Origin of the sequence: Pseudoxanthomonas sp. YR558 (genome assembly GCF_900116385.1) — a bacterium.
Lineage (GTDB): Bacteria > Pseudomonadota > Gammaproteobacteria > Xanthomonadales > Xanthomonadaceae > Pseudoxanthomonas_A.
This window is the reverse complement of record NZ_FPCI01000001.1, coordinates 2,152,675-2,167,577: the sequence shown is the minus strand read 5'-3', so window position 1 is coordinate 2,167,577 and position 14,903 is coordinate 2,152,675. Positions and strand designations below refer to the sequence as shown.

Sequence of the window (14,903 nt, the reverse complement as noted above, 5' to 3'; positions counted from 1 at the left end):
AAGGGATTTCGCACAACACGCACGGGAGGCGGACATGGCGACAGGAGATGTGCAGCAGGGCACCCATGGCGGCACGGCATCGCGCCTGGATGACGCGCGGTGGCGCCTGATCGCCGACCGCTTGCCACCACTCGTGCGAGCCCGCGCCCGCAACGGCGAGCGCACGCGGGTCTTCCTCGACGCAGTGCTGTGGGTGGCGATCAACCATGCCCCTTGGAGCTACCTGCCACCCGACTACGGCGCGTGGCATACGGTCTACGTGCGCTTCACCCGCTGGGTGCACGAGGGCATCTGGGAAGACGTGTTGAAGACACTGGCGCCGCATCCCGATCTGGCCGAACCGATCCGCTGGGTGTTGGCCGGCTACCGCGCCACGCGCTACCCCACGCGGAGCAAACAGGAGCCCGCCGCGCCTGCGTCCTGCAACGACTGAGCGCGACTGCCGGCCCGCGTCGTTGATTCAAGGCTCGCCGGAATGGCCTTCCGTATCCGCATCGACCGCATCCGGTGACTGGCGCGCGACGATGCTGCTGGCGGTCAGGTCGCCGGTGACGTTGCCGGTGGTGGCGAAAACATCCGGAATGGTGTCTACGGCCAACAACAGGCCCAGCGGTTCGATCGGCAGGCCCATCGACTGCGTCACCGGCATCACCGTGGCCATGAAGCTGACCTGGCCCGGCAGGCCGATCGACCCCAGACTGATCACCACTGCCAGCGCAGCGCCACCTGCCAGCGTCACCGCGTTGAGATCAATGCCGTAGGCCCATGCGACGAAGCACGCGGCGACGACATACTGGATCGGGCTGGTGATGCGGAACAGCGTCACCGCCATCGGCAGCACGAGCGCTGCGACGGCACGCGGATGGCCCAGGCGGAAGCGCGCGGTTTCGACCATCGCCGGCAACGAGGCCAGCGAGGATTGCGTGCTGGCCGCGACCACCTGCGCCGGCAGGATGGCCTTGGCGAAAGCGAGCGGCGACTGCCGCGCGAACACTGCCACCAGCACGTAGCACATCAACGTCGCGCCCAGGTACATGCCGCACTGCAGGACGATGTAGCCAGCCAGCGCGCCGATCACGCCAATGCCGGCCTGCGCGCAGACCGCGAGCACGAGTGCGAACACGCCGATCGGCGCGGCCACCAGCATCCAGCGCACGATCACGATCATGGTGTCGGCGATGCCGTGGCAGAAGGTGATGATCTGGGCGCGGCGGTCCGCATCCACGCGTGTCAGCGCGAAGCCGAAGAACAGGGCGAACACCACCACCGGCAACATGGCGCCCTGGGCGGCCGCCATGATCGCGTTGCTCGGCACGATGGCGCCGATCCATTGCGCCAGACCGGGGGTTTCGATCGCGCCGGCCGTGGGCAGCGTGCCGTGCAGTGTCGCGGTCAGGGCCGCGCTCGGCGGTACTGCCGACAGCACCAGCGGTGCGACGATCGCTGCGTAAGCGGCGAACAGCGACAGCACCGCGATGAACACGACCATCGCGCGGCGGGCGACACGGCCCGAGGCGGCGGCGTCGCTGGCGGTGGCCACGCCGAGGATCACCAGCGACAACACCAGCGGCACCACGGTCATCTGCAGGCCGCTGAGCCACAGCTTGCCGATCGGTTGGGCGATGGCGACGGCGGTGCCCGCAGACGCCGGCCACCAATGGGCAAGCGACAGACCGGCGAGCGCGCCGGCGACCAGGCCGATGAGGACGCGCGTGGTGGCGCCGGGCCACCTCATCGTGCGGCCTCCGGCAGCTGCCAATCGCGCGCGAGGCGCGCGTACTCCGTGCGCGGCAGCAGGACGAAGACCGGGCGTTCCGCAGGCTGCAGCCAGCCGAACAAGGCGTCCATCGTCTCCGCGGCCATCGCGGTGCAGCCCGCCGTCGCCTCGCCGGGCGTGCGCCACAGGTGGGCGAAGATGCAGCTGCCACCGCGCGGCGTGGCGTTCGCGTTATGGCCGATCACCAGGCCTTCGCGGTAGCGCGGGTCGCCGTCGTTGTGCAGGTCCAGGCGCATCGGTTCGGTGGAGCCCTTTGCTGCGGCTTCGCCGACCTCACGCGTGTCGACGATGCGGTTGTAGAGCGGCGAGTCCGGCACGTCGATGCAGTAGCTCGTAGCCTGCATCGCGCGGTACGGCAACGCGGTGCTGCCCTTTGCGGCATAACCGAACGCCTCGCCAAGCGTGAATACGCCGGCGGGCGCGCGGCCATCGCCTTCCTGCTTGCGCGGGCCGTCGGCCTGCGCCGGGTGCAATCCCAGTCCCCAGGCCGTGCCGTTGCGACCGACGGCGATCGGTGATGCTTCGCCCGCGGCGCGCCACTGGCCATCCTTCCATTCGAAGCGCTGCAGCGTGCCCTGGGTGGCGTCCCAGCCGTCGGTCAGGACCAGCACCACTTGGCGGGCATCGCGCCACGGCAGCGGCGCCGGCGTCGTCGCCGGCGTCGCGCAGGCACTGGTGCCGGACAGCAGCAGGGCTGCGAGCAGGAAGGGGCGGAACACTCGGTGCAGGACAGGCATCACGACTCCAGCAGGTGATGGATGCGTTCTAGATTGAGAGCGAGCTGGCGGTGCCGGCCGGGGTTCTGGCATAGCAGGACGAACAGGAAGTCCAGCAGCGACTGCAGGGAAGAGCGGTATAGCAGTTGCTCGACATGCGGTTCGGGGTCGTGCGCGGAGACCACCAGTGCGGCATCGGCATGCGCGCGCAGCGGGTTGGCGGTGTGGCGCGTGATCGAGATGACCTTGCCTTCGAACGCCTGGAACTGGCGGCTGACCTGCGAGAGCTCGGGCAGCTTGCCGAACTCGGAGAACATCAGCAGCACGTCGCCGGGCCGGGCCGCCGACAGGTTGGCCATCATCAGGATGGGGTCGGCGTGCGGCACGGTCAGCAGGCCGAGTAGCGACAGCCGCACGGCGAACTCGCGCGCGAACAGGCCGTCGTCGCCCAGGCCGCAGACGAACACCTTGCCGGCGCCGTCGATCATGTCGACGATGGCTTCCACCTGTGCGCGCGGATTGAGCGCGCGGGTTTCTTCCTCGGCCGCGGCCTTGCTCAGGCGCAGCGCTTCCTGCAGGCGCAGGTAGGCATCGCCGGCGTCGTCCTGTGTCGCGACCGGCAGCGCGGCCTGACCGTTGCCGTTGCGCGCGATCGTCTCGCCGATCGAGTACTTGAGGTCGGGGTAGCCCTTGAAGCCGAACTTCTGCGCGAACTTCACCACGCTGGACTGGCTGATGCCCAGCGCGCTGGCCAGCTGCTGCGAAGAGTAGTCGCGCAGCAGGTGGGCGTTGTCCAGGATGAAGTCGGCGATGCGGCGCTCGATGGCCGACATCTGGTCGCGTTCGGAACGGATCTTCACCAGGGGCGTTGTCATGGCGGCAGTGTGAAGGCGGCGGGGTGGGCCTGACAACGGCAGCCGGCGGCCGGCCTCAGCCCGGCAGCAGTTCGAGGCCGCGGATCTCGCGGATGCCGAGCCCCGGCGCATCGGTGATCGTGATCTCCGACTCGTTGAAGATCACGCCGCCCTCCACCGGATTGAACTGACCGAGCGACGGGCCATCCAAGTCGATCTTGGTGATCACGTTGGCCTTCGCCGCCGCTACGTGCACGGCCGCGGCGACGCTGACACCCGCCTCGATCATGCAGCCGATCATGCACTCCACGCCGTAGAGCGAGGCGATGTCGGCGATGCGGATGGCGTTGGAGATGCCGCCGGTCTTCATCAGCTTGATGTTGATGATGTCGGCCGCGCGCATCTTGATCAGGTCGATTACCTCAGTGGGGCCGAACACACTTTCGTCGGCCATCACCGGCGTGTGCACGCGGTCGGTGACGTACTTCAGGCCGTCCAGGTCGCGCGCCTTCACCGGCTGCTCCAGCAGCTCCAGCACCACGCCAGCCTCTTCCAGGTTCTGCATGGCGAACACGGCCTGCTTGGCGGTCCAGCCTTGGTTGGCGTCCAGGCGCAGCAGCGCACGGCCTTCCACCGCCGAATAGATTGCCTTGACACGTTCGATGTCCAGGCCGATGTCCTTGCCCACCTTGATCTTCAGCGATTCGAAGCCGCGATCGACCGCGCTGATCGAGTCGGCGACCATCTTGTCGATGTAGTCCACGCTGATGGTGATGTCGGTGGTGATCACCGGATCGCCACCGCCGAGCATCTTGTACAGCGGCGCGTCGTACAGCTGCGCCCACAGGTCGTAGACCGCGATCTCCACCGCCGCCTTCGCACTGGTGTTGCGCTCCAGCGCGGTCTGGATCAGATCGGTGATGCGATTGAGATTGGCGATGTCCTGGCCGATCAGGCGCGGCCGGATGAACTTGCCGATCGCTTCGATGATCGAGCCGTGCGTATCGCCGGTGATGACGGCGGTGGCCGGCGCTTCGCCGTAGCCGATGTGGCCGGTGTCGGTATGCACCAGCACCACGATGTCTTCCACCGTGTCGACGGTGCGCAGCGCGGTCTTGAACGGCGTCTTCAGCGGCACGCGCAGCATGCCGAACCGGATATCGGTGATCTTCATGGAGCCCCTTGGGGACGGATTCTCTGGATGGCGGTGATGCGGTCGACGGTGGACTGCTCGCTGTTGAACATCAGCGGCTCCAGCGGGGTGACGGCGACGGAGTTGAGGCGGGCGCGCACGGGTGTGCCGTCCGCGCCGCGGTAGGTGATGCCCGTGGTGTCGTGGATCGTGTAGGTGGTGCCCTTGTCGTGGCCGATCACCATCATCACGTGGCCCGGGATATACACCAGGTCCCCGACCCGCAGCGTGCGCAGCACGGCGAGGCGCTTCTCATGGCTGTCCGAAGCGTCGAAGCCCACGCGCTCCAGCGCGGGGCTCACGGCCTGCGCACTGGTGTTGCGCGGCAAGGTGACGCCCATGCTGCGGTAGACCTCGGACACGAAGCCGCTGCAGTCGCGCGTGTTGTAGCTGTGGCCCCAGCCGTAGCGCTCGCCGAGGAACTTGAAGCCCTGGCGCAGCAGATTGGCATGCGTCAGCGGCAGGTAGTCGGTCGATACGTCGGCGGTGCGCGGCAGCAGGGCGGGCAGCAGGGCGAGCGCGCCATCGGCGCGACGCACCGGCAGCTGCACCACGTACGAGGTGTACGGATGCTGGCCGTTCACCGGTGCGTCGGCGGGCCAGTCGTTGAGCACCGGCACGCGGACGCCCATGTCCAGCTGCAGTTCGGACAGGCCCGGCTCCTCCGGGTTGTAGACCGTGCGCGCGGTGGCCCCGGTGACCACCAGCGAAGGCGTGCCGCGTCCGTAGCCCAGGACCACGTCGCGCGCGCCTTCGGCCACGAACCGCTTCTCGATCCAGGCGGCGTAGAGCGGGCTCACCACGAAGTACCAGTCGCCGTCGGCGCTCGCATGCGCGATGACGACCGGCGTGCCGGGGAACAGCGCGCTTTCCTGGAAGCGGTCGATGTCGGTGTCGCCCCGGCTGCTGAAGACGCGTTCGCGGGTCGGGAACGTGCGCAGGTCGGCGCGATGCACGACCAGGCCGTAGCGGGCCGGCGCCTGCGCGGCGACCGTGTCCACGGCCGCATTGGCGGCGAACGAGGCCAACTGCGCCTTCGACACCTCGCGGCCCTGCACGTCGTACAGCGTGCGGGTGGGCGCGGCGGACAGCGGCACCAGCCATTCGCGGACCTGGTCGCGGGTGAGCGAGGCCGGTACGGCGTCGAGGTCGTGGACGTGGCGGTCCGCCTGCACCATCTGGCGGTTCTGCGCAGCGACCCCTGCCGTGTCCAGGAGCGCGTGCTGCGGCCGGGCCAGCTTGGCGATCCAGTACGCCGGATCCAGGTGCTGGTCTTCGACCCCGATGACCGCGTGCCGTGGCATGGGGAGGGCGGTGTCGCGCGCGTGGGCCGGCAGCGCGATTGCCAGCAGTGCTGTCAGCGCCAGGCACAGCGCGCTGCCGACGACCGCGGGGCGGCGCGTCTGGGAAGCCGGCCATGGTACGGACCGGTGCTGCATCGCTAGGTTCATCCGCTCCCCTTCCTCTGAGCCAAGGGCCTGCCGGCAGTACATCACGCCATGCCGGAGGCCGGTTCTGCAAGAATATTTATTTCTTCCAATATAAAAATCAAGAATAAATTATTGACCCTGTGTTCAGGCCGTGTTACACAAATCGGGACCTGTCGGCCTGGGGATTGTTCGACGTGGATGCCAGCTTTTGCCAGCACTCGGTTGCAGTACGCGGCAGGCGCCGGCAGCGCCGGTTGGCCGCGTGGCTGTGCTTGAGCGGGTGGCCGATGGTACTCCTGGCGCCCGGTCTGGCCGCCGCCGGCGATCCGCTGGCGGCGATCGTCGCCGACATCGATCGGGGCCGGTTCTTCGAAGCGGACACGGCGATCACCCGGGCCCTTGCGGCCCGTGGCGTGGAGGCTTCGGAAGCCGAGGCCCTCCGGTTCCAGCGCGAGCGCATGCGCCGCATCCGCCTGGATTTCACCCTCGACGCCGCGACCGTTCGCCAACGCATCCGTGCACAGGTGCCCGACCTGCGCGAAGACGAGTTCCAGCGCTGGGATGCCGCCGGCCTGATCGAGCGCCTGGACATCGATGGCGAGCCACGCTACTTCAACCGGTCCGTCTCCAACCTGTTCCGTGTGAGCCCGGAGGCGGCTGCGCGCCGTGCACCGCCGGTGAAGCCATTCGCGCAGGGGCCTTACGAAACCCTGCACCGCCACCATCGCGACGTACTCCAGATCGCGAAAGCGACGGCCTCCACCAGCGTGCTGCCCCGTCGCGTGCGGATCACCCACCACATCACGGTGAAGCCCGATGCCGTGCCCGCGGGGGAGACCGTGCGCGCCTGGATCCCCTACCCGCGTGCGATCGCGGGCCAGCAGGAAGCCATCGCGCTGATCGGCAGCCAACCGGCGCGGCCGCACGTCGCGCCCGAACGCGCGCTGCAACGCACCGCCTATCTGGAACAGCCCGCCGTCGCGGGCCAGCCGACGACGTTCTCGCTGACCTACGAAGTCACGGTGCACGCGCGCCGCGTGGCGATCGATCCGGAGCGCGTGGTGCCGGCGGAGATCACGCCGGACCTCGCGCCCTTCGTCGCCGAGCGTGCGCCGCACGTGGTCTTCAGCGACGACCTGCGCCGTTTCAGTGCGGAGATCGTCGGCGAAGAGACGAATCCCTACCGCATTGCGCAGAAGTTGTTCGCCGCCGTGGACCGCATTCCCTGGGGCGGCGCGCGCGAGTACTCCACCATCACCAACATCAGCGACTACGCATTCCGCGCCGGCCACGCCGACTGCGGGCAGCAGACGCTGCTGCTGATCGCGCTGCTGCGCATGAACGGCATTCCCGCGCGCTGGCAGTCCGGCTGGGCCTATTCGGAAGACGTGGAAGGCCACGACACCATGCACGACTGGGGCGCGCTGTACCTCGCGCCGTACGGCTGGGTGCCGATGGACGTCACTACCGGACAGCTCGCCTCGGACGATCCGGGATTGCGCTGGTTCTACCTCGGCGGGCTGGATGCGTACCGCGTCGCCTTCAACGACGACTACGCGCGCGAGTTCATCCCGGCCAAGCAACACGTGCGGTCCGAGACGGTGGACCTGCAGCGCGGCGAAGTGGAGTGGAAGGGCGGGAACCTCTACTTCGACCAATGGGATTACCAGTTCGAATGGACCGTGCTGCCCCGGGATGGGCGCGGCTGATTTCACCACCACACGATTCAACCAACATCTTTAGCAGGAGAGAGCGGGGATGAGAGGCAAGGTATTCAAGAAGGCGGCACTGGGTATGGCGCTCGGTGCCTGCTTGGCGTCGATGGCGCCGCTGGCGATGGCGCAGAGCGCGACCGGTGCGGTCGCGGGCCGCGCGAGCGCGGGCGACCAGATCATGATCACCAACACCGCGACCGGCGCGCAGCGCTCGGTCACGGTCGGCGGCGACGGCGGCTACCGCCTCAGCCAGCTGCCGGTGGGCGACTACCAGTTGCAGGTCAAGCGTGCAGGGCAAGATGTCGGCGAGGCTGTCGCCGTCAACGTCGCGCTGGGCGGCACGACCACCGTCAACCTCGGCAGCGATGGCGGCGTAGTGAACCTCAATGCCGTGCAAGTGGTGGGCTCGCGCGTGGTCAACCGCGTGGACGTACGTTCGACGGAATCGGCGACGAATATCAACAGGCAGGAGCTCTCGAGGCTGCCCGTCGACCAGAGCCTCAGTTCCGTCGCGCTGCTGGCGCCTGGTGTGATCAACTCGGGCGCCACGTTCGGAGGTCTTTCGTTCGGGGGTTCGTCCGTCGCGGAAAACGCCGTGTACATCAACGGGCTGAACGTCACCGATCCGTACCGTCGCCAGGGCTTCTCTTCGGTGCCGTTCGGCTTCTACGAGGAATTTCAGGTCAAGACCGGTGGGTATTCCGCCGAGTTCGGCCGCAGCACGGGTGGCGTCATCAATGCCGTGACCCGCTCGGGTAGCAACGAGTTCCGCGCGGGCGCGGAGGTGACCCTGGAGCCATCCGCCTGGGAAGCATCGAAGGAAGATCACTTCCATCGGGACGGCACCCTGGACGAGCGCAACCGCACCAGTCGCGATAGCAGCGCCTTCTACAAGGCGAACGTCTGGGCATCGGGCGCCATCGTGCAGGACAGGTTGTTCTTCTTCGCGATGTACGAGAAGCGAGACAGCCAGCCGCAGGACTATGACAGCAATGCTGCCTTCATCACTCAGGGTGACAACGACTTCTGGGGCGCGAAGTTCGACTGGCGGATCAACGACGACCATTCGCTCGAGTTGCTGGCCTTCTCGGATAAGAGCGAATCGACGACCGACATCTACCAGTACACGTGGAACACAGGTACGAAGGACAGGCTGAAGGGCGACAGCGTCTCGGGGTCCGGCGGCGACAACTGGTCGCTCACCTACACCGGCCATTTCAGCGACAACTTCACGGCCAAAGCGATGTACGGTGTGAACGAACGCAGCGCATCCAACAGCAGCAATCAGGATCCGGACTGCAGCATCGTGACGCGATCGGGAAGCTACACCACGCGGTTCGGTCCGGAAACGGTATTCGAAGGTTGCCACCCCACCGACGTCGGCATCAGCGACCGCGAGGACAAGCGCGAGGCCGCGCGCCTCGATTTCGAATGGACGCTCGGCGATCACTTGCTGCGCTTCGGCGTGGATCAGGAAGTGATGGACTCCAACAGCGCGGTGCGCTATCCGAATGACGGCGTCAGCTATCAGGTGCAGTCCGCCAACGCCGGCGGCGCGCTCAATGGTACGGTGATCCCCGCGGGGACCACCGCGATCGTCGATGCACGTCGTTACATCACCGGCACCCCCGTTACGACGGAGGCGCAGGCGTTCTATATCGAAGACAACTGGAGCGTAACGCCCAACCTGTTGTTGAACCTCGGTTTGCGCGCCGACAAGTTCCACAACAAGTACGCATCGGGTGTGACGTTCGCGAAGGCGGACTTCTCCGACATGATCGCTCCGCGTGTCGGCTTCAGCTGGGATATGAAGGGCGATGGTTCGACCAAGTTCTTCGGCAATGCGGGCCGATACTATCTGCCCCTGACCAACAAGCTGGCGGACTACTTCGCCGGCAGCACCGATGAACACACCTACTACGTGCTCGATGGTTGGACCCAGATGGAGCATCCGGTCGCCGGAACCTATCTGTTGCCCATCCTTGGCCAGCAGATCGGTCCGGTGAACACCTCCAGCAACGTGCCTGCACCGGAGGACTTCCGCACTGCTGTCGCGAAAGATCTGAAGATGGTGTTCCAGGACGAGTTCATTCTCGGCTTCCAGCAGGCGATCAACCAGGCCTGGTCCTATGGCGTCAATGCCACCTATCGCCGGATGACGCGGGCGGTCGAAGACGCGCGCATCAACCATGTCGAAGGCTGCCCCTGGTACTCGGGCGACTGGCCCATCATCAATCCCGGTGAGACGACCACCTTGTGGTGCCCCACCACCAGCGACTGGGTGACGTTCGATTCCTCTCAGGACGGTTACATCGCGTCCGGCAGCGGCGAGATCATGGGTTACAAGAAGCCCAAGCGCACCTACAAGGCCGTCGAATTCCAGTTGGACCGCGCGTGGGACGACAAGTGGGCATTCAACGCCAGCTATCTCTGGTCCAAGTCCGAAGGCAACATGGAAGGCCCGGTGAACTCGGACACCGGCTATGCCGATACCAACCTGGTGCAGTACTACGATCACCCGGCCGTCAACGAGCGCTACGGCGTGCTGTTCAACGATTCCCGGCATCAGATCAAGCTGCGGGGCAGCTACAAGCTCAGCGAGCAATGGTCCTTCGGCAGCACGTTCTCCGCCCGCTCGGGTGGTCCCATTACGGCTTACGGTGTGGTCTGGCCCAACGACAACCGGGCCGCTGGTGGCCCCGGCGAGTTCAGTGGTGGCGGATCGGGTTGGCTCTGCGTGGCGAACTGCTCCAATTGGGCGACACGCCAGCTGGTGTATTCAGAGCGCGGTGCGTTCGGCCGCATGCCATGGGTCTACGATCTGGGCGCCAACGTGACCTGGACGTTGCCGGTTGAAGGCATCGACCTCAAGGCGCGCCTTTCCGTATACAACCTGCTCAATCGACAGACGGTCGTCAACGTGCACTCCCGCTATGAAAGCACGCCTGGAACCGCGATGCCGCACTTCGGCCAAGGCACGGTGTGGCAGTCGCCCCGCTACACGCAACTCGTGGTGACGTGGAACTTCTGACCGCACAGTGCATGCGGTCGGATATGTGTTTCTCCCGTGGCCTGCCGTTCGCGGCAGGCCTTTCTTTATCGGTGGCATGGCCGTGCCGCGACGCGATCCGTGCTATTGCTATGCCCGCGCGCATTCCGAGGTGTCCCGCATGACGAAGCCCGTATCGTTCGCATCCCGATTTCTCGCCCTCGCGGCCCTGGTCCTGCTGCTCGGCGCGTGCGCGCATTCCGGCCCGCGCAATCCGCTCGCCACCTGGGTGCCGTCGGAGAACTTCGACGAGCGGCGACCGGTCGTCATCGTGTTGCACTACACCGAGCAGGATTCAGTCGAACAATCCCTCGATACATTGCGCAGCCGCAACAGCGGCGGTCGCGTCAGTTCGCACTATCTCGTCGGCAAGGACGGGAAAATCTACCAGCTGGTCAGCGACGCGAAGCGGGCCTGGCATGCGGGCGCCGGCAGCTGGGGCGCGATCACCGACGTCAACAATGCGTCCATCGGCATCGAGATCGACAACAACGGCAAGAGCCCGTACCCGGATGCGCAGATCGACAGCCTGATCGTGCTGCTGCGCGACCTCACCACGCGGTTGCGCATCCCGCCGGCGCAGATCATCGGCCACTCCGACCTCGCGCCTACGCGGAAGATCGATCCGGGCCCGTTGTTTCCCTGGAAGCGCCTGCACGACGCTGGCTTCGGCCTGTGGCCCGCCCCCGATGCCGGTGAACCGCCGCCGGGTTTCGATCCCTGGCTGGCGCTGCAGGCGATCGGTTACGCCATCGACAACCGCGGCGACACCGTGCGCGCGTTCCACCACCGGTTCCGCGGCGTCGAAGGCACGGAGCTGGATGCGGAAGACCTTCGCATCCTGCACGCGCTCACACGCATGACCCCAACGGAAAATCCCCCGGCGACAACGCCTTGAGTGCGAATATTCAAGTCGGTTTCTTCTAACACAAGGAATAATTTATTGACTCGTCGCACACCGCGTGCTACACGGATGTACAGGGGTTTGCGCCGGGATGTTCCCTCCGGCGATGCAGTATCCGGCGGGGTGCCGGCGTAACAACCAGAGGTCAGCAGTGGTCTGCGTTGCGCACGCCGGAAACGGGGCGCGCCAGTTGGCACGGATGGGGAAATCCAGCCGCCGGGGACAGGCGACGCGGCGGTGAGGTCAGGCCGGACAGGCAGCCCCGCCATGGGGAATTCCCGATCAGCGACATGCGCCGCGCAACGCAGCCCATCGTATCGGCGCGTTCTTTCATCCAGGAGATTCCGCATGCCCGCTCGTTCCGTCTCGCTCAAGCCGAGCCATCTCGCCGCCGCCATCGTGCTCGGCTTGGCCATTCCGGGCGTCAGCCTTGCGCAGGAATCGGCGCCCGCCAGTGGAAGCAGCGCGCGCACGCTCGATACCGTCACCGTGACCGGTTCGCGCATCAAGCGAACTGAAGTGGAAGCGCAGTTGCCGGTGACGGTGCTGCAGAAGGAGCGCATCGACGAACTCGGCATCTCGTCCGCCGAACAGCTGCTGATGTTCCTCAATATCGCGGGCAACAGCTCGGACAACCTCGCCAGCAACGGCGGCATCGTCAGCGAGGAGCAGCGCGGCAACAATGGTGTGTCCGGCGCCAACCTGCGCGGCCAGGGCGCCGACGCGACGCTGGTGCTCTTGAACGGTCGCCGCGTCGCGACGCACGGCCTCAAGGGCCGCGCGGTCGACCTGAATTCCATTCCCTTCGCCGCGCTGGACCGCGTGGAAGTGCTACGCGACGGCGCTTCGGCCGTGTACGGCACCGACGCCATCGGCGGCGTGATCAACTTCATCACCAAGAGCGACTACACCGGTCTTGAGGCGTCGACCTTCGTCGACGTGACCGAGGATGGCGGCGGCAATATCTTCCGCGCCAACCTGCTGGGCGGCTGGGGTGATCTCGACAACGACCGCTGGAACGTCTTCGGAACGGTCACCTACAAGAAGAACGAGATCCTGCGCGGCACCGATCGCGACTTCTCCAATACCTTCCAGGCCGACCGCGGCCTGTCGCCGGATACGCGCGGCACACCCTTCGCGACCGTCTTCAGCCTGGGCACGACCGGTGTGGGCGCCAGCAGCCTGTTGCGCAACGGCCAGATCGATCCGGCTGATCCGGCGAGCCCGAACCCGTTGCGCCAGACCGCCATCAACATCCTCGATCTTCCCGGTGCCGCGGGGTGCGCAAGCGGCGGCGACATGATGGGTCCCTACGACCACCGCCTGTGGAGCAGCGCGGCATCGCGCTACGCCTGCGCCTGGGATTATCCGGCCGCCGCGATCATCCAGCAGCCGCAAGAGAGCGTCGACTTCATCGGCCGCGCCACTTTCAAGATCAGCGACAACCACCAGGCCTATGTGGAGCTGGTCGGATCGCAGGTGGACGTGGAAAAGACGTTCGAGCCCAACCAGATCTCCTCGAGTACCTCGACGGCCACCACGGCGCTGGGCCCCAGCACGTGGTATCCGCTCAATGCGACCACGCAAGCCACGTACGACATGATCTACAACTCGCTGGCGGCCTATTTCGGCGCGGGCAATCTCAACTACGGTGCGCCGATCGCCTACCGCTGGCGCTGCATCGCCTGTGGTCCGCGCCAGATCGAGACGACCACCAAGTCGTACCGCTTCCTCGCTGCGTTCGAAGGTTCGCTGGGCAGCAAGTGGGATTACAACGTCGGCCTGTCGCGTGCCTCCAGCAAGTCCGAATCCACCTTGGGCAGCGGCTTCCATTACACCGATCAGCTGCGCACGGTCCTGGGCAGCGGCCTGCTGAATCCGTTCCTCATGCCTGGCCAGGAGCAGACCGCGGCGGCCATGTCCGCGCTCAACGATGCCTCGGCCGCCGGCGTCATGCTGTACGGCGGCGAATCGATCCTGACCACCCTGGACGCGACGTTCTCGGGAAGCCTCGGATTCTCGCTGCCGGGCGGTGAAGTGCTTGCGGCCACCGGTTTCGACCTGCGCCGCGAGGAATTCAAGTTCGATGGCGACTCGCGCGTGGACAAGCGCCCGATCTTCAATGCGCCGTTCGACGAATCCAACATCCTCAATGACGTCAGCCGCGACATCAAGGCGGTGTACGCCGAAGTCTATCTGCCGTTGCTCGACAACCTGGACATCACCGTGGCGGGTCGCTACGACGAGTACGACGGTTTCGGCAGCACGACCAACCCGAAGGTATCGTTCAAGTTCGAGCCCTTCGAGGGCGCTGCTTTGCGTGGCGCGTACAGCACCGGCTTCAAGGTGCCGTCGTTCAACCAGCTGTTCAACGGCGTGACCGAGACGCAGTACACCGGTTTGGACCTCGCCGATCCCGCCACGTGTCCGAGTGGCATCGCCAACCCGGCGGTCGCCGGCTGCGAATCGATCCGCCCGGTGGAGCTGTTCGGCGGCAAGGAAGACCTGAAGCCCGAAGAATCCACGCAGAAGAGTTTCGGTGTGGTGCTCGCCCCGGTGGACTGGCTCAACGTCAGCGTCGACTGGTGGGAGATCGAGCGCGAGAACACCATCCGTTCCGCGCCCCGCGACATCCTGATCCAGTACTACGACGTCTTCGCGGCCAACTGGATCCGCGACCCCAGCGGCGAAGTGGTGGCTATCGATCGCCGCTACATCAACTCCGGCGGCAGCCTGATGCGCGGCATCGAGATCGACGGCAACGTGATGGGCGACCTCGCGGGCGGCACCTTCCGCCTGAACCTCAATGGCAGCTATATCAATACCTTCAAAACGAAGGCGCTGGAAACGCTGCCCTACACGGACAACCTGGTCGGCGACTACGTCCGCTACTACAACCTGCCGATCAAGTGGAAGCACACGCTGACCTTCACCTGGCAGAAGGGCGACTGGTCGCACAACCTCAGCCAGATCTACCGTGACGGCTACAACGACGAACTTCCGGTGAGCGTGCGCAACAACACCTACATCCCGGAGAACTGGAACCCGCGCGTCTCCAACTACACCACCTACAACTACAGTTTGGTGTACTCGGGCATCGAGCGGATGAAGTTGACGTTCGGCGTCAAGAACCTGTTCAACGAAGATCCGCCGTTCACCGCCCACCAGAACGACTTCGCCGCCGGCGCCGCATGGGAAACCCGCATCGCCGATCCGCGTGGTCGCGCCTACAGCCTGCTGATGGAATACAAGTTCCGCTGAGCGGG

General features: G+C 66.0%; 10 protein-coding genes. 5 read left to right on the top strand and 5 right to left on the bottom strand.

Going from position 1 to position 14,903, the window contains the following annotated elements; genetic code table 11:
* Positions 1-34 precede the first annotated feature (34 nt).
* Positions 35-433 (top strand): transposase, encoded by a 399-nt coding sequence (locus tag BM365_RS10095; RefSeq protein WP_093488820.1) that lies wholly within the window; start codon positions 35-37, stop codon positions 431-433.
* A gap of 27 nt (positions 434-460) precedes the next feature.
* Here BM365_RS10095 and BM365_RS10090 read toward each other — a convergent pair whose 3' ends face one another.
* From BM365_RS10090 to BM365_RS10070, 5 genes are read right to left on the bottom strand one after another with little or no spacing between them, the layout of a single operon-like run.
* Positions 461-1,735 (bottom strand): dicarboxylate/amino acid:cation symporter, encoded by a 1,275-nt coding sequence (locus BM365_RS10090; protein ID WP_093488818.1) that lies wholly within the window; start codon positions 1,733-1,735, stop codon positions 461-463.
* Positions 1,732-2,514 carry a L,D-transpeptidase family protein gene (locus BM365_RS10085; RefSeq protein ID WP_093488816.1) on the bottom strand — a complete coding sequence of 261 codons (783 nt, stop codon included), beginning with the start codon at positions 2,512-2,514 and terminating at the stop codon, positions 1,732-1,734. The genes BM365_RS10090 and BM365_RS10085 overlap by 4 nt, the downstream gene beginning before the upstream one ends.
* Positions 2,514-3,368, bottom strand: a complete 855-nt coding sequence (locus BM365_RS10080; protein WP_093488814.1) for a MurR/RpiR family transcriptional regulator — start codon at positions 3,366-3,368, stop codon at positions 2,514-2,516. The genes BM365_RS10085 and BM365_RS10080 overlap by 1 nt, the downstream gene beginning before the upstream one ends.
* Positions 3,369-3,423: 55 nt before the next feature.
* A complete protein-coding gene (locus tag BM365_RS10075) occupies positions 3,424-4,521 on the bottom strand; it encodes a dipeptide epimerase (protein ID WP_093488812.1) in 1,098 nt (365 codons plus the stop codon).
* Positions 4,518-5,990: a C40 family peptidase gene (locus BM365_RS10070; RefSeq protein ID WP_233210899.1), complete on the bottom strand. Its 1,473-nt coding sequence runs from the start codon at positions 5,988-5,990 to the stop codon at positions 4,518-4,520. Before BM365_RS10070 ends, BM365_RS10075 begins: the two co-directional genes overlap by 4 nt.
* Before the next feature lie 266 nt (positions 5,991-6,256).
* On the opposite strand from BM365_RS10070, the gene BM365_RS10065 reads away from it, so the two are divergent.
* The 4 genes from BM365_RS10065 (at position 6,257) to BM365_RS10050 (ending at position 14,898) form a co-directional block, all read left to right on the top strand.
* Positions 6,257-7,678 (top strand): transglutaminase-like domain-containing protein, encoded by a 1,422-nt coding sequence (locus BM365_RS10065; RefSeq protein WP_093488808.1) that lies wholly within the window; start codon positions 6,257-6,259, stop codon positions 7,676-7,678.
* 49 nt (positions 7,679-7,727) lie between these two features.
* Entirely contained in the window at positions 7,728-10,715 is a 2,988-nt protein-coding gene (locus BM365_RS10060; protein ID WP_093488806.1) for a TonB-dependent receptor, read from the top strand.
* 139 nt (positions 10,716-10,854) lie between these two features.
* Complete coding sequence (locus BM365_RS10055) at positions 10,855-11,631, top strand: N-acetylmuramoyl-L-alanine amidase (RefSeq protein ID WP_093489645.1); 777 nt, start codon at positions 10,855-10,857, stop codon at positions 11,629-11,631.
* Positions 11,632-11,985: 354 nt separating this feature from the next.
* The gene (locus tag BM365_RS10050) at positions 11,986-14,898 is read left to right on the top strand and encodes a TonB-dependent receptor plug domain-containing protein (protein WP_093488804.1); all 2,913 of its coding nucleotides are present in this window, start codon (positions 11,986-11,988) and stop codon (positions 14,896-14,898) included.
* Positions 14,899-14,903: the final 5 nt, after the last annotated feature.

Bases quoted from the DNA above. Each gene is read 5' to 3' on its own strand.
- BM365_RS10055 (WP_093489645.1), top strand. From the start codon at position 10,855: ATGACGAAGCCCGTATCGTTCGCATCCCGATTTCTCGCCCTCGCGGCC.
- BM365_RS10095 (WP_093488820.1), top strand. From the start codon at position 35: ATGGCGACAGGAGATGTGCAGCAGGGCACCCATGGCGGCACGGCATCG.
- BM365_RS10065 (WP_093488808.1), top strand. From the start codon at position 6,257: ATGGTACTCCTGGCGCCCGGTCTGGCCGCCGCCGGCGATCCGCTGGCG.
- BM365_RS10050 (WP_093488804.1), top strand. From the start codon at position 11,986: ATGCCCGCTCGTTCCGTCTCGCTCAAGCCGAGCCATCTCGCCGCCGCC.
- BM365_RS10080 (WP_093488814.1), bottom strand. From the start codon at position 3,368: ATGACAACGCCCCTGGTGAAGATCCGTTCCGAACGCGACCAGATGTCG.
- BM365_RS10075 (WP_093488812.1), bottom strand. From the start codon at position 4,521: ATGAAGATCACCGATATCCGGTTCGGCATGCTGCGCGTGCCGCTGAAG.
- BM365_RS10090 (WP_093488818.1), bottom strand. From the start codon at position 1,735: ATGAGGTGGCCCGGCGCCACCACGCGCGTCCTCATCGGCCTGGTCGCC.
- BM365_RS10060 (WP_093488806.1), top strand. From the start codon at position 7,728: ATGAGAGGCAAGGTATTCAAGAAGGCGGCACTGGGTATGGCGCTCGGT.
- BM365_RS10085 (WP_093488816.1), bottom strand. From the start codon at position 2,514: ATGCCTGTCCTGCACCGAGTGTTCCGCCCCTTCCTGCTCGCAGCCCTG.
- BM365_RS10070 (WP_233210899.1), bottom strand. From the start codon at position 5,990: ATGAACCTAGCGATGCAGCACCGGTCCGTACCATGGCCGGCTTCCCAG.